The organism is Candidatus Obscuribacterales bacterium (genome assembly GCA_036703605.1).
Taxonomy (GTDB): domain Bacteria; phylum Cyanobacteriota; class Cyanobacteriia; order RECH01; family RECH01; genus RECH01.
On sequence record DATNRH010000627.1, the window covers coordinates 1 to 16,500 of the forward strand.

Here is a 16,500-nt window from a genome sequence, read left to right on the forward strand (position 1 = left end):
CCTCAGCCATATCGATCCAAATGTCTGCCGATGATGCCGCGATCGCTGCCATCAGGTCAGCTTGAAACACGGGAGCAGTGGAAACATCGAGAACGTCGGGGGGCTGGATGACCATAGGCTGGACAGTAGAGACGACAACGCTCATACGTATTATCCTCACACTTTAAACGGTCTGACCTAGGCTAGGACTTGAGTACCTATGTTCTAGATCATGGACATGTTCGCAACTATAACTATCTTGATGACGAATTGTCACGATTTTAGTTCAAAGTTTGCGATCGCTTTACAAAAACGTACAAGTTGTTAAAGTCTCCAGCAAGTTCCGGGATTGAGCAGTGTGCAACGCTACAAAATCAGCCCACGCCCCCTTGATGAGCCAGGCTGCGCAGCCTGGGATCGCTTATCTTAGATGCTGTCTAAGGCTTGTTCAACGGCATCGGAGAAGGTCTGAAGAATGGTAACGCGGGCGTAGTATTTATCATTGGCGGCGATGCTGTGCCAGGGTGCCATGGGCGTATGGGTGCGCTGTAGTGCTTGATTAACGGCTACTTCGTAGAGGGGCCAGCGATCGCGATTGCGCCAGTCTTCGTCGGTGAGTTTGTGCTGCTTAAACGGATCCTTTTCACGGTCTTGAAAGCGTTGGAGCTGTTCTTCGGGACTGATGTGAAGCCAAAACTTCAGCAAGACATAGCCCGCGATCACCAATTGGGATTCAAATTCATTGATTTCCTTATAGGCCCGCCGCCATTCTGCATCGGTGGCAAAACCCTCCACCCGTTCCACCAAAACCCGTCCATACCAGCTGCGGTCAAAAATGCCAATGGTGCCTGCGATGGGCAGTTTTCGCCAAAAGCGCCAGAGATATTGCCGGGCTTTTTCCTCGTCGGTGGGGGCGGCGAAGGGCTGAACGCTATAGCTACGGGGATCGAGGGTGTCGGTCAAGCGTTTGATGGCTCCACCTTTGCCCGCCGCATCCCAGCCTTCAAAAATCGCCAGCACGGGGATTTGATGTTTATGGATTTTGAGCTGCAGCTTGCGCAACCGAATTTGTTCGGTCTTGAGCTGATGTTTGTACTCGTCGTCAGACAGACTGCGGCTGAGATCGACGCGGGCTAAGACATTGGGTTCCGTCGGGTCGAGATGCGACTGGGGCGGAAGCTGGATGGGCGGCGGAGCAACTTGGCGGCGATCGAGCATTTCGGTCATCAGAGCGGCCACGTGGCTGAGCACCTTAACCCTAGCCCAGCGCTGACAGTCGCCTTCCACTAAAGTCCAAGGGGCTGGGCCGGTGCTGGTGTGGATGAACATGTCTTCAGCTAGGGCCGTGTACTCGTGATATTTTTTTTGCTGCTTCCAGTCTTCTGGGCGCACCCGCCAAGCATCCAGGGGATCTTTGGCATATTTTTTCAGGCGAGACTTCAGCTCCGGCTTGCTGAGGTGAACCCAAAATTTAGCGATCGCCACCCCGTCATCGGTAAGCTGGCGCTCGAAAGCATTAATTTGCCGCATGTGGCTGAGCACCTGATCACCCTCCACCCGTTCAAACAGCCGGTCTTCCAGCACATGGGTATACCAACTGTGGTAAAACACGCCGATATTGCCCGTTGGGGGAAGCTTTTGCCAAAACCGCCACAGAAATGGGTACTGTTTCTCAAGATCGGAGGGTTCGAGGATGGGGTAGACCTCAAAGCCCCGAGGATCCATGCAGTTTGCTAGTTTTTTAACCAGATTGCCCTTGCCTGCGGCTGCCCACCCTTCTAAGACCAGCACCACGGTGAGACCTTTCTCCCAGCAAGCATTTTGCAGCGATCGCAGTTGGATCATCAACGCCTGCATTTGGCTGCGGTAGGTATCTTTGTCAAGGGAGACCGAAAGGTCAAGGGTATCCAGCATGGGCACAACTGAGGGGGAGAAGGGACAGGTGTTCAGTATGGCATTGTCTTTATTATGATCGTGGTGTCTTGTCATGCCAATTCATGCTGGCTTCTCCAGTAAGGGATAGCGTTGGGCAGGTCGTAGGGGTGGGACATAAAGGATAGAAGGAGTGAGACGGAAAGATAGAAGGTAGAGAGCGATCGCCCTCCCAGTCCGTGAAATATCCATGAGAGCCAGCCATGAGATCCAGATCGTCATCTGGGATCAATCTGGGACAGCCCCCGGCAAGGGGATCTGTTAAAATCAAGCGATAGCAAGCACCTGTAGCCCCACAGGCTACGTTCCGTGCCCCCAGTCTGTCGTCCAAGGGGCGATCGCCTCCTGGTTGTCCCGTCAAGAAGACGGTGACAATCGGCGTCCCCTTGCCCCATTCAAGTCGCTCACTTGAGACACCTATGCCCAGAACACAACGCAACGATAACTTTATTGACCAGACCTTTACGGTTATGGCAGACATGATTCTGAAAATGCTGCCGACCAACCAACGGTCTAAAGAAGCTTTTGCCTACTATCGAGACGGTATGTCTGCCCAAGGGGATGGGGAATATGCCGAAGCCATGTCCAACTATGAAGAAGCCCTGCGCCTAGAGCAGGATCCCTTCGATCGCAGTTTTGTGCTGTATAACATGGGGCTGATTCACGCCAGCAATGGTGAACATGATCGCGCCCTCGATCGCTACACCGAAGCCCTGGACTGTAATCCCCGCATGACCCAGGCGCTCAACAACATTGCCGTGATTTATCACTACCTGGGTGAACAGGCCGAGCTAGCTGGCCGCAAAGACGATGCCGAGCAATGGTATGAACAAGCGGCAGAATTCTGGCAGCGGGCCATTCGCCTAGCGCCTAATAACTACATCGAAGCGCAAAACTGGCTGAAAACCACGGGCCGCGCCAAAATTGACGTTTACTTTTAAGGCTGCCAAAACGTTCCCTGTCATGTCTAACATTACCCAAGACGAAGTACGCAAAGTGGCGCACCTAGCTCGCCTGGAGCTACTGCCCAACGAGGAAGCAGCCCTGACCACCCAGCTCAGCAATATCCTGGACTATGTAGAACAGTTGAGTGAACTGGATACCCAGGATGTTGAGCCAACCACTCGGGCAATTGAGGTGAGCAACGTCACCCGTCTGGATCAACTGCAGACCTGTACCGATCGCTCAGCTATTCTCAACTGCGCCCCCGATCGCGATGATGATTTCTTCAAAGTTCCCCAGATCATGGCGGACGAATAGCGATCGCCCTAGCCGAGAGCCCCCTGCCTATCCCTATGGAAAAGCTTCTGTTTAGTGATGAAGACCTGGTGTCTGTCCGGGCCTTGTTTTTGGGCGAAAGCCTAGATCTGAAACTCCTCGAAAAAACCGATCCCCTGGCCATCGATCCCCTTGTCGTGTCGGCGGGGGATAACGGCTGTGCTGTCCTGTTTCGGTATGGAGCAGCGGTGCTGTTTGGGCTCGACCCCCTAGAGCAGGTGACCTTTCTCCAGCAACTGGATACCTTGGTGGTCAAACCCTTGCCCAATCCGGCCACGGAAGAGGTCAAGTTGCGCCTTGATACGACCGGTGTAGGACGAGTTGAGAATGATGTCATCTGGCTTTCCAGCTTTAGCGTCGAGCAACTGCAGCTTGTCGCTGATGTTCTGGCAAAAAGTGTGGTGCTGGAGCATTACGAAGACGGCACCGCCAAGATTTTTGATCAGATTGAACCCTTTGCCAATAGCCTACAGCTCACCACCAAAAATGCCAGCATGGGCAAGGAACTGCTGCGGCAAATTGGGCGAACTCTATCGATTCAAAATCGGATTGTGGGGCGGGTGGAGATTATTGACAAGCCTGAACTGCTATGGGATGCCCCCGAGCTGGAACGCATTTACCTGCGCCTAGAAGATGAGTACGAGATTCGGGAGCGCAACCAAGCCCTAGAACGTAAGCTAGATCTGATTTCCCGCACCGCCGAAACGGCCCTCGATCTGCTGCAGTACAATACCAGCCATCGGGTGGAGTGGTATATCGTCATTTTGATCGTGGTGGAGATTTTGCTGTCGCTGTATGAACTGTTTGGCCTTCCTGCCATGCCCTAATCCATAGCGTTGAGCTATTGGAAGATCGGCTCCGTTTCAGGACGGAAGATGAAGTCATAGTCAAAATGCAGCGAGTTGATATGACGGATGATCGAAAATCCAAAGTTCGTCACCGTGTCGGTGGTAAAGGTTGCAATCACCAACTCGATCAGTTTCTTGTCGGATAGCTCTGGTTTTTGCACAAAGTAGCTGCGGCGGGCGAAGAAAATACCTTCATCACGAGGCACCACGATGCTATTCACTCGGTGAGCATGTTGAATCGGTTTGATGTAGAGAGTAATAAACTCCTCTTGGTTGCGCTGCAGGCGGTAGAGGCGTTCGTGCTCTAGCCAGCTCATGCAGAACATCATTTTCAGCAGCTCAAATCCCAAAATGTAGTTGAAGACGTTGTTGCGCTCTTCTGCGCTGAGCACCAGCTTGAGGGCCGATTCTAGATACATATCTGGCTGGCGGCGCGTGTCTTGGGCGGAGTGAATGTAGAACTGACGAATGTAGCTGCGCAGTAGGGCTTCATCTAATTCTGTGTCGATATGAAAGTCCCTGAGGTATTGGGTGACGCGATGTTGGGTATCGCGATCGTCCAACTTACGAGACACCAGCCCATCGGCGGTATATTCGTCTAAAAATTCGGCTTGCACGTCGGGCGAAGAGACCCGCATCAGATGGCAGAGCAGCAAAACATAGCGCCGCTGATGCCACGGCAAGCTTTCAAACCAATCCTTCGCCTCCGGCGGCAGTTTGCCGAAAATGCTGCCAATTTGTAGGATTTCAGGTGTTAACTTGCCATCGTCTGACAGGTACATAGCCACGGTCATCCATCAATCAAGTCTTGAGAATACTCAACAATGGCACACATCTGTCACCGTGAAAGGACGGAATTTAACACGATGGCAATTACGTGAGCGTGAATCCGGTACTACGATCGCTCCCTTTTGCCCCTTAGACCACCACTAGAGTCTTTGGTCTTGATGGTCTAGATTTAACTCTAGATGAACAGAAGCCCAGACTATGGATTCCTGTCGCTGTCAGACGCGTCGTATCTTGCGCAGGGGTATTTTAATCTTAGCCAGATTCAACAATCTTGAGGTGGAATGTTCCACCTCAAGGGGGCTGCTTATGAGGTTGGCGAGGAAGAGGCTCCATGGAGCTTAGCCCACTCTTGGCGCAGATCATCCACGGTAAATATGGCTTCGAAGTGAAGCTGGTGCTGTTCGTAAAGCTCGCGGCCGCCCTGCTTACGATCGACAAAGGCCAGGACTCGATCCACCTGATAGCCATGGCTGCGTAGACGGTCTACGGCTTTTAGGGCCGATTGCCCTGTGGTCACCACATCTTCTAGGACGACAACCGGACTGCCCGCCGGCAGGGGCAACCCTTCAATATAGGCCTGGGTGCCGTGGCCCTTGGCTTCTTTGCGCACGATCAGCGCAGCCAGCGATCGCCCCTCATAGCCTGCAACCACACTAACAGCAGTCACCATGGGGTCGGCTCCTAGGGTCAGACCCGCGACGGCGATCGCTTGGTCTGGAATCGAGGACAAGAGCACCCGACCCACGGCGATCGCCCCTTGGGGATGGAGGGTGACCTGTTTACCATTGATGTAGTAATCCGTATGTTGGCCGGAGGTGAGCAAAAAGTCGCCTTCGCGATAGGCCACCTGGCAAATCAGGGTCAGCAAATAGGCCCGCAGATCGGCGATGGGAGCCGTGGTCAGGGATAGAGTAGGCTCGGTTTGAAACTGAATATCTGGCATCGGAGAAAAGAAAAGGGAACAAAATGGGTTGCCACGGGCGATCGCTCTCCGGATCAATCCGTGGAGTAGCCGCGAGTTATCGGCCTGCAGCACCAACCTGCACCACCAATCTGTAGCAGATTCATGGGCGGGGATAGCAGCGATCGCATTCCTTAAATCCTAATCGGGAATGCCTCGTGATGAACGTTGAATCCAGGGTGCAGGAGTTGAACCCGCCTAAAGCGAATTATGAGTTCGCTGCCTAATCCGCTCGGCCAACCCTGGGATAGACCAATATCGTCTTTATTTTAACCCGTGCGTGCAGTGGGTGTTGATCTGGATTTTCATCAGATAGTGCGTAGCATCTTCGACCAGTAGTTGCTATGCTCGTAGGCCTAGCACCCTAAGCTGCTGATACCCAATTTATTTGAAAATACACATAATGTTAGATGCGTTGGCGATAGCATAGCGCATCATGGCTGAGGGTTTGTGGTGCGTTACGCTTCGCTAACACATTCTCCACCCAATGTTGCTTCATATTAAATTGGTATGAGGTTTTCCTACGCTGACCGGGCTGGCTGTGCGTTTTGCCACGTCCCATCCCTATTGTCCTAAACGTCCCCCATGATTAGAATTAACCCCACGCTCGGATTAACCCTCATTTTGCTCTCCATGATGATTGGTGCCGGGGTCGTCAGCGGCTCCTGGGGCTATGCCCTAGGGCGGGAGGCGCTGCGCGGTGTTACCCAACCCGAAACTCGTCCGGGGCAAGTGGGTACTAGTGATGGTGAAAGTGCTCCCCAGAGCGGTCTGGCTATTCTTGATGAAGAAGAGTTGATCAATAACGCAAAAAACCGCATGGCTGGCAACACGCCCACCGCCGCAGTAACGTCGCCGGTGTCCGAGCCTCTGGCCAGTGAGCCACCTAATGAGTCATCTAGTGAGCCAGTGATTAGGGCGGAGGAACGCTCTGACGATAATCAGCTCACGGCAGAGCCTCCTCTAGATGAGTCTGTGGATGGCCAGGCTGTGACGCCTGTGAATGACCTATCTGAGCCATTTCCAGCGGAGAATAGCTGGGTGGATGAACCCGAGGTGGTAGAAGAACCATCCTTTTCCAATGAGGGCGAAGGGCTTGAGCCACCGGGTGAAGGCTTTTGAACATGTCGTCTGAGCATCCCCAGACGGATGCTTCACAATTGGATAGCCATGATAGAGCGTCCTGCTGTAGAGTTCAGCTAGGACGTGGGTCTTTATGCCTCAACGTCTAACTTATGGTGTTGCTCTTGTTTGGTGACTTGGTATAACACGCTTCCTGCCTCCTCTGTGTTCATCATGCCTCAACCTTTTTGTGTCATGACCGCTGTATCTCCTGCGCCCTTGACGGCCACGGATGCAGGTATGCGGTTATTGCTCGTCCTGCTGTTGATCTCTATCAACGGCTTTTTTGTCGCAGCAGAGTTTTCTATTGTTTCCGTGCGGCGATCGCGGATTAATCAACTGGTGTCTGCGGGTGATGTGCAGGCGAAAACTGTTCAAGATTTGCAGCGTAGCATTGAGCGACTTTTATCCACGACCCAACTGGGTATTACCCTATCGAGTTTAGCCCTAGGCTGGATTGGGGAAAGTACCATGGCGACCTTGCTAGTGCGCTCTATGGCAGTCTCGCCCTTGCCCAGCCCCATCAGCTATTTTTTGTCCCATTCCATTGCGGTTCCCCTAGCTTTCCTGCTAATTGCCTACCTGCAAATTGTTCTAGGAGAACTCTGTCCTAAAGCCGTAGCCATGCTGTACGCGGAGCAGATCTCGCGATTTTTAGGGACACCCAGTTTAGCGATCGCCCGTATTTTTAATCCGTTTATTTGGATTCTCAATCAATCCACGCGCTGGCTGCTGCGGCTGGTGGGGATTCAATATACAGGACAGGTTTGGTCGAACCGTTTGACCCCTGAGGAACTCCATTTGATCATCAACACCTCGGCAGAATCGCCGGGGCTGGAGGCAGAAGAACGGCAGTTACTCAGCAACGTGTTTGAATTTGGTGAAGTGACGGCGGGGGAAGTAATGGTGCCGCGCACGAGTATTGTTGAACTTCCTAAGGATGCCACCTTCCGTACTTTGCTGGGGGAAGTAGCTGAGTCGGGGCATTCCCGCTACCCTGTGACAGGGGAGTCGTTGGACGATGTCTGTGGCGTAATTTACTTTAAGGAATTGGCAGAACCCTTGGCCCAGGGGAGTCTGACCCTAGATAGCCCTATTCAAGATTGGATTCGTCCTGCGCGATTTGTACCAGAATATACACCCCTAAATGAGCTACTACACTTGATGCAGCGATCGGGGCAGGCCATGGTGATGGTGGTGGATGAATTTGGCGGGACGGCTGGCCTGCTCACGCTCCAAGATGTGATTAACGAGATTATTGGAGATCCACCGGAGCGCGAAAGTTCTGAAGACCCGGAGATGCAGATTGTGGACGATCGCACCGTGGTGGTGCAGGCTCAAATGGATTTGGAGGAGGTCAATGATCTCTTGAACTTTGACCTGCCTTTTACGGAAGAGTATCAAACCTTGGGGGGCTTCATCATCTACCATCTGCAGAAAATTCCGCCCCAAGGAGAAACCTTTATCTATGGCAAGCTGGAGTTCACAATTTGCTCCGCCGAGGGCCCGCGCCTCCACCATGTGCAAATTCGTCGCCTAGATCTGAGCGTTCCTGATGAATTGATTGAGGATCATCCCCCTCAAGAGAGCGATCGCCCGTCTCGTGACGATACCCATTTTTCGGGACTCGATTCGGGACTTGACGAAGATTCTTCGCCGCTCTAGGGTTTGGAAGGCTCCGACCTTGCTATGGCTGTAGTTCCTGGCAAAACATCCAGAAACCCTGGAGCGGCTCCAACGTTGGAACGTTTATCTAGGACAAGTCTTAACCCGACTGACCACAGCATGACCTAGGCGGTGGGGCGATTGCGATCGCGCCTAGGGGAACTGTGTATGATAAGTTTTATGACGGTATTCTAATCGAGGGGTAGGCTGTATGAGTTTTGAAATTCCAGAATCGATTAAAGTGTGGAGCCAGTTTTTTCACCCGGTTTTGATGTGGGTGCTGTTTGGTCTCACGATCTATGCGCTGTACCTTGGGGTGCAGATTCGTCGTACCCGGGCGGCGGAGGGAGACGCGAAGAAAGAGTTGATCAAAGGCAAGTTTAATGTCAAGCACCATCAAATTGGGGCAGTGCTTTTAGCTTTGATGGTATTGGGCACTATTGGCGGCATGGGAGTAACCTATATCAACAACGGTAAGTTGTTTGTCGGCCCTCACCTGCTGGCTGGCTTAGGCATGACGGGGCTGATTGCTACATCGGCTGCCCTGTCGCCCTTTATGCAAAAGGGGCAAGGCTGGGCTCGCTATACCCATATTGTGCTCAACATTGGGTTGGTGGGGCTCTTTGGCTGGCAAGCGCTGACCGGGATGCAAATTGTGCAGCGTCTCATCGAGAAACTTTAGCCAACCTAGTGAGTCGGGCTCTTGGCTGAACCCTAAGGCGATCGCTTCCTACTAGAGCGATCGCCTTATTGCTTGGGCTTATAACCTGAGGCTAGTTAATGCCGCGATCAGGCATGGTGCCAGTGCGTACTGAGATGGTTTCCATCTCGCCATTGCGGTTGATGCCAATCTCAATATCTTCACCAACGCCACTGCTCTCGACTTGGGCCTGCACATCAGCGGCTGTGGTTACAGATACGTCATTCATGCTGAGGATGACATCTCCAGTTCGCAACCCGGCATTATCTGCGGGTGTGTTTGGCATCACCTTGATGATGACTACGCCTTCTTCTAGATCGTCGTCGATCTGGATGCTTGGATCATTAGACAACTGAGTTTTGGTGTTGGCGTCCAGATCGATCATCTGAATTCCCAAGAAGGGATGCTCAACCCGACCCGTTTCTACCAACTGTTGGGCAACTCTGAGGGCCGTTTCAATCGGAATTGCAAACCCAAGACCTTGAGCGTTGGCGCGGATGGCCGTGTTGATGCCAATCACTTCGCCGCGATCGTTGAGCAAGGGGCCGCCGGAATTGCCTGGATTGATAGCAGCATCGGTTTGAATGAATCGTACTCGCTTATCAGGAATGCCAATTTGGGAACTGGATCGTCCGGTGGCGCTGATGATGCCGGCGGTGACCGTGTTGTCTAGTCCTAGAGGGTTACCAATGGCGATCGCCCATTGTCCTGGAATCAGGGTTTCTGAGTCACCTAGGGTGACGGTGGGCAAATCAACTGCATCAATTTTGATCACAGCAATATCGGTGACTGGATCGGTGCCGAGGACTTCCCCTTGAAAGGTTCGCCCATCCTTGAGCGTGACGTCAACGGTATCGGCCCCTTCAACGACGTGGGCATTGGTAATCAGTTGTCCGTCAGCGCTGAGGATAAATCCGGAGCCAGTCCCTTCTTGGATACGCTCTTCGGGCAAAGGGAGGGAGTCGTCTTCAAAGAAGCGGCGCAGAGGATTGGGAAGACCATCAGGAAGGGCGGATGTAACGCGACGAGAGGCATTGATGCGCACAACGGCCGGCCCAACTTTTTCCACGGCATCGGCAATGAAATTGGGATTGTTGTTAACGGCAGCAATTGAGGGACTGATCGGTTCAGCAGGCTCAGGGCGGGCAGCAAGCGGTGTAATCACCTCAGTCTCTGACGTCTCTGATACTCTTGGATTCAGGGTTACTAGTCTACTGGCATTGAGGTATTGGTTGCCGGCCCAGCCTGCGCCACCCCCAGCGGCTAGGAGAATGAGATAAATCCCAAGTTGTCGAGTCAATGTGCCCATAATTATTGCCCATCGGTGTACCCACCGCATTTCTATAGCACAAGTCTAGCGAATTTTTGAGGAAGGTTAGGGGTGTAATTGCCGAAGGATCTGCACCTGTCCGGATGGATCGGGTGGTGGTGGGTAGGACTGTTCTAGCGCTGTCCAAGCTGGGTGGTCTAGCGATCGCCCTAGGATTTGGGCTATGCCTATCCGGGCAGCCTGATGAGCTGTTTTGCTTGAATAGCCCAGAGCCACCGTTGCTTCAAGCATTCGATATGATGAAATGGGATACGCAGTACCGGGATAGTACGCGGGGTTAGTACAATGCGATGGCGTAAACGATATCAATACTTAGGCAGCATCGCCGCTCTCCTAGCGCTGGCTATAGGAAGTACTAGTCGAGCGATCGCTCAAGACATCCCGGCCGGTGACCCTGAGGCTTTATGTGGCCCGCCGGCCCTGTCGAGAATTCAAACCCATGTGGTACAGCCGGGGGAAACCCTAGAGGCGATCGCCGCTCAGTACGGCTTGATTCCATCGACGCTGATGGGTTTGAATCCAGCGTTGCAGCAGGGCAATTTCTTTAGCGGTATGTCTTTACAGATTCCGCCCTACAACGGTATTCGGGTGACGGTGCCCAGCGGCACCACCTGGCAAGATGTGTCTCGCCAATATAATGTACGGGCTGACGTGCTATTTGAGGTGAATGGCTGTGTGCGATCGCCGGCCGCTACGGCGTTCATCCCTGGCGTCAACTGGTCGCCAGGCTCTGCCGCCACGGCCCCTATGGAGGACTCACCCATCAACGGCTACCCCCTCTCCGAGACTGTGGAGGTGGCTGCGGGCTATGGCTGGCAAATTGACCCCACCAGTGGAGACGTTGTGTTCCATAGTGGTGTGGATTTGGCTGCTGCTTCTGGAACGTCGGTGTTGGCAGTGGGAGATGGCACCGTGGCGTTTGCTGCCGAGCAAGGTAACTACGGCAACTTGGTGGTGATTAACCATAGCCAAGGCCTGCAAACCCGCTATGCCCACCTCGATAGCCTTCAGGTCACCGTAGGACAGGAAATACGCCAAGGGCAACAGGTGGGTACAGTGGGAGAAACCGGTCTTGTTGCCTTTCCCCACCTACATTTTGAAGTGCGCACCAACTCGGATCTAGGTTGGGTGGCACAGAATCCGGCAGACTATGTTCCACAAACGTCCTTGGTGCGTCGCTAGAAGTCATCTAGCACGGAGGGATCCACGTTGGTATGGTCAATCACATCTTTCAACGATAGGGGTCTCACCGGTGCATGATCGGCAGGCGTTTCCCGAGAGATGTCTGGCCGAGCGGAACTGCGTTCTGCTGGACTAGGCAGCGTGCGCATGTCCAACGGCTCACTGCCCTCGCCTAAAAAGTGTTTACGAATTTGGAAGATGCGAAACTCTAGTTCCTCGATCGCTCCCTGGGCTAGCGATCGCAGCTCTTCCTCCGAGAGTTCTTCCTCATAGACCCATGGCACGTAGTAGGCCTTGGTCGCCCGAACAATCGCGTCTCGATAGTTGAGCAGCTTATGTTCTTTGAGGTAGTCCAGCAATCGTCCTTCAACCGTGTGTGCCTCGGCTTCAAACCGAATCGAAATTCGTTTCCGTGCCACCACCGCTAACCTCCTGCCTTGGCTGGTTTTTGAAATTTCAGAGCCATCCACTTTGCGCCGCCATAGCAATCGCTAAAGCGGATCTGCTCAATCTCCGAGGGCAGACTCAGTGCGCCCGCCACTTCTTCTTTGAGATGATCAAGCCAGTTGACGGTGCAAAAGGCGGATCGATCCTCAAAATATTCCTCTAGATCGGTTTGGAGGATAGCCGCTACGCCGCCGCTGATCAGCACCTCATAATGAGGCACATCCACCGCTGCAAACCATTCATCGAGACGATGCTTCACCAGATCCCAATAGTAGGCCTTGGCTTGCTCAAAGCGATCGCTCAATCGGTAGACTTGCCCTGGCCGCGAAGGAAAGGTGACACTGCCCATACCTTTGATCAAGGCTTCATAGAGGAAGGGATCATCGGAGTTGCAGGGCATGTCTTGGGAAATGGCGACCAAAACCTGCTGGAAGCCCAGACGTTCTGTGCTACTCGGCTCACCCCGAGGCGGCTTCCCTTCCCGGAAAAAGAGAAAACTCAAGTCACGATGCCCAAACATGAGTACGGCAAAGGTTTGATTGCTCAGCCCGCCATGCTGGGCCATTTCCACCTTGCGCCACTGGACGAGGCCTGCCGCTTCTGGCAAGACTTTCACCTGTTCTAGATCTAAGTCAATCTCGCGGCCGCGATAGGTGAACGACTTTTGACCCAACAGGCGATGGGTGAGCGGTTTATAGTCGGTTAAATATTCATTAAACGGCAGCGCTACGCCGACATCGAGGGGAACCCGAGTTAGGTCGTAGCGATGGGCCAATTCACCGATCACTCCTAGCACTTTCAAGTGAGCTAGGGCGCTTTTAGGAAGATTGCTGGTGGATTTATTAGGTTTTCCTTGAGCATCAACCCCTAGGGCATAGACCGGATCGTCAGGGGCGAGCTGGATGTAGCTCACAGACTCTAAGCCTGTGCCAAGTTGTTCTCCTTGCGCTTCAATGATCGTGAGTTCAGAAGGTGGCATATCTGCAACCAGGGGCGAACATTTGAAGGCGTGCAGGCCAATGCCGTCGCTCATGACTGCTTTGGTGCTGGAGCTACCGAGGTCAACAAAACATTGATAGTGCGCCATGGGTGACTGGGAAGCGCGATAAAAGGTCAACGTACACCGCTCATCATAGAGCGATTTAACCATCATGATGGCATGGTGCCGATCGCCCAACTGCCAAGTGGATTACGCATCTACTGAGCATTCAGGAGAGCGATCGCCCTTCTCATGCTTCCGACTCAGGTCGTGCTGATTCAGAAGGTGACTGAGCAGGACCTTCTGCTAGCAGAAGGCCGGGTCTCGCAATCTATATGGCTAGTACAGTAGCTAGTACAAATATACCAGTAAACGAAACGCTTAGGAATCTTGGTCGTCAGAGGGCGGTGCGAAGCGATCGCGCACCACCAACAGTACAAACACGCCCACGGTGATGGCAATCGACGTGAGCAAAATCCACGCTAGTTGTGACCCACTGATGCCGACCATAGGCTAGGAGGAGATGGAGGGTAACTGGAGAAGCGGCCACAACAGTAGCATTTCTAGGCTGAAAATAGATCTCGGATTGTAATTTTTTCGCTAAGATTTTTGATCAATTGAAAAAAATGTTTGATCCTTGTGTGTCTTAGGCTACAGAGCCTGACATGATCGAGAAAATCAAGGGAATGATCATTATTGACGATGGGTTTCATCTTCGAGCACGCGTTAGAGTCAAAAGGATAGAGGTTGACGTTGGGGTGTTGATCGTTTGTTGGGGCAGGGGTGCCACGGATCTCTGGAGTCCCCTAGTCAAGACAGGCGATCGCGTTTGACGACGGCTTCATGCTTAGCATCTACCCAATGGAGCGAGGTGTCACGGGATACCTGTTCATGGTTCTGACCCTGTGCCTGTCATGCTTCAACCTGGGATTATGAGAACCATCATCATCGAGTGATCCGGGTTGGGCTGTGTGTTCTAGATGGATGGGGAAGAGTCCCAGCAGACATCTGGGCAGCGTAGACGGGGTTGCGTCGTTACATCTACTCATCAATTCGGTTGGACAAACCTGGGTTTCAAGAGGAGTACACCGATGGGTAAAACCCTTTTGTTGACGTCTTTCCAGACTTGGATGCCTCATCAGACTTCAAATTCTTCAGATGACTTGATTGCAGAGCTGTTGCGCTCTCGAACGGTATCGCCCACGCTGCAAACCCTGCGGCATTTGCCCGTGAATTTTCAGCAGGCTCCGCTGCAGGCGATCGCTGGCGTTAATCGGATACGCCCCCATGTGTTGCTCTGCTGCGGCATGAGTGAACGCAGCCAGACCTTGAATTTAGAGTCGCGGGCGATCGCTCCCCGCGAGACGCTACATACGCCGTTTAACTTAGATCGGCTGGTGGATGGTTTAACCATGACCCAGATCAGCCATGATGCCGGTCGGTTTGTTTGCAATTATTTGTATTACGCCATGCTGCGCTACGTTCGAGACCAGCATCTCGATCTGCCATGCCTTTTTATCCATGTGCCAATTTTGACAGAGGTTAACCGTTGGGCTATCTTGAACGACTTTCAAAAGATTTTGCACCGAGTTTGTCATAGCCAACCCTTGGTTGACTTCCCTGACGAATCAAGGTATTTACAGAGTCTAGACCTGTCACCCAATCGCCGTTATGTGGATGTTGCTCTCGACTCTCACGCTAGCTGACCTACCGGCTCCCCCCGAGCCCCAGGAAATTGTGGTGCCCCAATCGGTGCGATCGCTGCCGGGGCAACTCGACTCCGTTCCGGTGTTCAACAGCAACAGTCCAGAACTCGTGCAAATGGAGGGTATTTTGCTCTCCACCTTTCCCCCCATGGGCATGGCCGATCCCAGCGCCCATCTCGACTTTGCCTTTCAGGGACGCTTTGATATCTTTGCCCACCATGTCTACCGGGCTGACGATCCAGAGGATCTCACCAGCCTGTATATCGGCGTTGTAGCCTATAACCCTGGCGATGATGACGCCACCATCAGCATTTTGCATGGAGCGAGCTATCTGAGTCAGCCCGATGCTCCCTTCTTTCCCCTGCCGCCCCTAGAGGACAATCCTCGGGGGGATGTGTTTGCGGGGCCGGGTAGTCGGGTAATGTCCGATGTGTTGCGCAATCGACGGCAGGAGGAGCGGTTTCCAGCACAGGTGACGATTCCGCCGGGACAGTATCGCCTGTTGTTGAATGCACCGATTCCCGTGGCTGAACTAGATCCACCGCTGAACGGGCGATCGACCCTGATGCGGCTCAGGAGTGATCAACCCATCTACCTAGCGAGTCTGGCCCACTATGCTGAGGTCATCGTTGACCTGGATGCGGATGCCGACATGGGTGCGGATGCCGATATGGGTGCGGATGCCGACACCGATCAGATGGGCAATCCAGATACCGAAATAGATGCCGATGCCGATAGGGATCAGATCGGTGACCCAGATGCCGAGATGCCCAGGCTGCAGGAGCAAGCGCCTTCTCTGGAGGATTGGGTGACGCTGTTGGAAACCGGCGACTTGGCCGGCGGACGCGATCGCCCCCCTACGCCGCTGGATGCTCTAGGGCAGATCATCTACGGGCGAGTGGCGGGGGTGGCCCAGGGCTCCCAATGGGATGCTTTTGTGTCCGATACGCCGGAGAGCGTCAACCTAACCATTCCTGAGCCAGGCGAGGCGGTGTCCTATGGGCTGAGTACCTTGGTGGCAGGACGCTTGGGTACAGGGCAAGTGCAGACTGCGCCGATGCTGGTGCGCTATCCCGATACGGCCTACCAAGCCCACGGCAACTATGGCATTCAGTACAACTTGTTTATGCCGCTCTATAACCCAACGCAGGTGGCCCAAACCGTGACCTTAAGTTTGCAAACGCCTATCAAAGAAGATGTGCTTTCTCAAGATGGGCTGCGCTTTTTTGAACCCTTGCCCACTCAGACTTTCTTTCGCGGCACCGTGCAGGTTAGCTATATCGATGACGACGGGCGTCCCCAATCGCGCTTTGTCCATCTCGTGCAGCAGCGGGGCGATCAAAGTGAACCCTTGGTGACGCTAACGCTGCCCCCGGGCGATCGCCGCTCTGTGGAGGTGAGTTTTCTCTATCCTCCAGATTCAACCCCGCCTCAGGTGTTGACCCTGCGAACCCTCTTGGCTGGCGAGGATTGACGTTAGAAGTGCTGAGTGCATCCCACTTTTGTAACCCTCACCCTAAATCCCTCTCCCAAGTCGGGCTACCGCTTATACACATCTTAGAGATGAGCCAGTGACCAACCT

The 16,500-nt window shown here is 53.4% G+C and carries 17 protein-coding genes and 1 tRNA gene; 10 read left to right on the forward strand and 8 right to left on the reverse strand.

The genetic code is table 11. From position 1 onward, the window contains the following. Nucleotides 1–405: 405 nt before the first annotated feature. A complete protein-coding gene (gene pap / locus V6D20_13225; protein HEY9816742.1) occupies nt 406–1,893 on the reverse strand; it encodes a polyphosphate:AMP phosphotransferase in 1,488 nt (495 codons plus the stop codon). Between the two features lie 437 nt (nt 1,894–2,330). On the opposite strand from pap, the gene V6D20_13230 reads away from it, so the two are divergent. The 3 genes from V6D20_13230 to V6D20_13240 are packed head-to-tail and all read left to right on the forward strand — an operon-like array spanning nt 2,331 to nt 4,016. After that, nucleotides 2,331–2,852 carry a photosystem I assembly protein Ycf3 gene (locus V6D20_13230; GenBank protein HEY9816743.1) on the forward strand — a complete coding sequence of 174 codons (522 nt, stop codon included), beginning with the start codon at nt 2,331–2,333 and terminating at the stop codon, nt 2,850–2,852. A 22-nt stretch (nt 2,853–2,874) separates the two neighbouring features. Beyond that, on the forward strand, nt 2,875–3,171 hold the full coding sequence (gene gatC, locus V6D20_13235; protein ID HEY9816744.1) for an Asp-tRNA(Asn)/Glu-tRNA(Gln) amidotransferase subunit GatC: 297 nt from the start codon (nt 2,875–2,877) through the stop codon (nt 3,169–3,171). Nucleotides 3,172–3,206: 35 nt separating this feature from the next. Then, a complete protein-coding gene (locus V6D20_13240) occupies nt 3,207–4,016 on the forward strand; it encodes an RMD1 family protein (GenBank protein ID HEY9816745.1) in 810 nt (269 codons plus the stop codon). Between the two features lie 14 nt (nt 4,017–4,030). On the opposite strand, the gene V6D20_13245 is transcribed toward V6D20_13240, so the two are convergent. The 3 genes from V6D20_13245 to V6D20_13255 form a co-directional block, all read right to left on the reverse strand. Further along, nucleotides 4,031–4,831 (reverse strand): hypothetical protein, encoded by an 801-nt coding sequence (locus V6D20_13245; GenBank protein HEY9816746.1) that lies wholly within the window; start codon nt 4,829–4,831, stop codon nt 4,031–4,033. Between the two features lie 299 nt (nt 4,832–5,130). Then, nucleotides 5,131–5,769 carry an orotate phosphoribosyltransferase gene (pyrE, locus tag V6D20_13250; protein ID HEY9816747.1) on the reverse strand — a complete coding sequence of 213 codons (639 nt, stop codon included), beginning with the start codon at nt 5,767–5,769 and terminating at the stop codon, nt 5,131–5,133. 191 nt (nt 5,770–5,960) lie between these two features. Beyond that, nucleotides 5,961–6,033, reverse strand: a tRNA-Ile gene (locus V6D20_13255). A gap of 339 nt (nt 6,034–6,372) precedes the next feature. Here V6D20_13255 and V6D20_13260 point away from each other — a divergent pair. From V6D20_13260 to V6D20_13270, 3 genes are all read left to right on the forward strand, one after another. Next, nucleotides 6,373–6,909 carry a hypothetical protein gene (locus V6D20_13260; GenBank protein ID HEY9816748.1) on the forward strand — a complete coding sequence of 179 codons (537 nt, stop codon included), beginning with the start codon at nt 6,373–6,375 and terminating at the stop codon, nt 6,907–6,909. Nucleotides 6,910–7,083: 174 nt separating this feature from the next. After that, nucleotides 7,084–8,574 (forward strand): hemolysin family protein, encoded by a 1,491-nt coding sequence (locus V6D20_13265; GenBank protein ID HEY9816749.1) that lies wholly within the window; start codon nt 7,084–7,086, stop codon nt 8,572–8,574. A 211-nt stretch (nt 8,575–8,785) separates the two neighbouring features. Further along, entirely contained in the window at nt 8,786–9,256 is a 471-nt protein-coding gene (locus V6D20_13270; GenBank protein HEY9816750.1) for a DUF4079 domain-containing protein, read from the forward strand. A gap of 91 nt (nt 9,257–9,347) precedes the next feature. Here V6D20_13270 and V6D20_13275 read toward each other — a convergent pair whose 3' ends face one another. After that, on the reverse strand, nt 9,348–10,583 hold the full coding sequence (locus V6D20_13275) for an HhoA/HhoB/HtrA family serine endopeptidase (protein HEY9816751.1): 1,236 nt from the start codon (nt 10,581–10,583) through the stop codon (nt 9,348–9,350). 56 nt (nt 10,584–10,639) lie between these two features. Between V6D20_13275 and V6D20_13280 the strand changes: the two genes are divergently transcribed. Both V6D20_13280 and V6D20_13285 read left to right on the forward strand, forming a co-directional pair. Further along, nucleotides 10,640–10,885 (forward strand): hypothetical protein, encoded by a 246-nt coding sequence (locus V6D20_13280; GenBank protein HEY9816752.1) that lies wholly within the window; start codon nt 10,640–10,642, stop codon nt 10,883–10,885. A 4-nt stretch (nt 10,886–10,889) separates the two neighbouring features. Further along, nucleotides 10,890–11,786: a M23 family metallopeptidase gene (locus V6D20_13285; protein HEY9816753.1), complete on the forward strand. Its 897-nt coding sequence runs from the start codon at nt 10,890–10,892 to the stop codon at nt 11,784–11,786. Here the strand turns inward: V6D20_13285 and V6D20_13290 are convergent. The 3 genes from V6D20_13290 to V6D20_13300 form a co-directional block, all read right to left on the reverse strand. After that, nucleotides 11,783–12,205: a hypothetical protein gene (locus tag V6D20_13290; GenBank protein HEY9816754.1), complete on the reverse strand. Its 423-nt coding sequence runs from the start codon at nt 12,203–12,205 to the stop codon at nt 11,783–11,785. The genes V6D20_13285 and V6D20_13290 overlap by 4 nt on opposite strands. Nucleotides 12,206–12,210: 5 nt before the next feature. Then, complete coding sequence (locus V6D20_13295) at nt 12,211–13,410, reverse strand: ParM/StbA family protein (protein HEY9816755.1); 1,200 nt, start codon at nt 13,408–13,410, stop codon at nt 12,211–12,213. Nucleotides 13,411–13,593: 183 nt separating this feature from the next. After that, nucleotides 13,594–13,722: a hypothetical protein gene (locus tag V6D20_13300; protein HEY9816756.1), complete on the reverse strand. Its 129-nt coding sequence runs from the start codon at nt 13,720–13,722 to the stop codon at nt 13,594–13,596. 581 nt (nt 13,723–14,303) lie between these two features. Between V6D20_13300 and V6D20_13305 the strand changes: the two genes are divergently transcribed. Both V6D20_13305 and V6D20_13310 read left to right on the forward strand, forming a co-directional pair. Further along, a complete protein-coding gene (locus V6D20_13305) occupies nt 14,304–14,918 on the forward strand; it encodes a hypothetical protein (GenBank protein ID HEY9816757.1) in 615 nt (204 codons plus the stop codon). Continuing rightward, the gene (locus V6D20_13310; protein ID HEY9816758.1) at nt 14,890–16,392 is read left to right on the forward strand and encodes a DUF3370 domain-containing protein; all 1,503 of its coding nucleotides are present in this window, start codon (nt 14,890–14,892) and stop codon (nt 16,390–16,392) included. Before V6D20_13305 ends, V6D20_13310 begins: the two co-directional genes overlap by 29 nt. Nucleotides 16,393–16,500: the final 108 nt, after the last annotated feature.

Excerpts from the sequence above, each read along its gene's own strand:
- pap (HEY9816742.1), bottom strand. The coding sequence starts at position 1,893 with ATGCTGGATACCCTTGACCTTTCGGTCTCCCTTGACAAAGATACCTAC.
- V6D20_13230 (HEY9816743.1), top strand. The coding sequence starts at position 2,331 with ATGCCCAGAACACAACGCAACGATAACTTTATTGACCAGACCTTTACG.
- gatC (HEY9816744.1), top strand. The coding sequence starts at position 2,875 with ATGTCTAACATTACCCAAGACGAAGTACGCAAAGTGGCGCACCTAGCT.
- V6D20_13240 (HEY9816745.1), top strand. The coding sequence starts at position 3,207 with ATGGAAAAGCTTCTGTTTAGTGATGAAGACCTGGTGTCTGTCCGGGCC.
- V6D20_13245 (HEY9816746.1), bottom strand. The coding sequence starts at position 4,831 with ATGACCGTGGCTATGTACCTGTCAGACGATGGCAAGTTAACACCTGAA.
- pyrE (HEY9816747.1), bottom strand. The coding sequence starts at position 5,769 with ATGCCAGATATTCAGTTTCAAACCGAGCCTACTCTATCCCTGACCACG.
- V6D20_13260 (HEY9816748.1), top strand. The coding sequence starts at position 6,373 with ATGATTAGAATTAACCCCACGCTCGGATTAACCCTCATTTTGCTCTCC.
- V6D20_13265 (HEY9816749.1), top strand. The coding sequence starts at position 7,084 with ATGCCTCAACCTTTTTGTGTCATGACCGCTGTATCTCCTGCGCCCTTG.
- V6D20_13270 (HEY9816750.1), top strand. The coding sequence starts at position 8,786 with ATGAGTTTTGAAATTCCAGAATCGATTAAAGTGTGGAGCCAGTTTTTT.
- V6D20_13275 (HEY9816751.1), bottom strand. The coding sequence starts at position 10,583 with ATGGGCACATTGACTCGACAACTTGGGATTTATCTCATTCTCCTAGCC.
- V6D20_13285 (HEY9816753.1), top strand. The coding sequence starts at position 10,890 with ATGCGATGGCGTAAACGATATCAATACTTAGGCAGCATCGCCGCTCTC.
- V6D20_13300 (HEY9816756.1), bottom strand. The coding sequence starts at position 13,722 with ATGGTCGGCATCAGTGGGTCACAACTAGCGTGGATTTTGCTCACGTCG.
- V6D20_13305 (HEY9816757.1), top strand. The coding sequence starts at position 14,304 with ATGGGTAAAACCCTTTTGTTGACGTCTTTCCAGACTTGGATGCCTCAT.
- V6D20_13310 (HEY9816758.1), top strand. The coding sequence starts at position 14,890 with ATGTTGCTCTCGACTCTCACGCTAGCTGACCTACCGGCTCCCCCCGAG.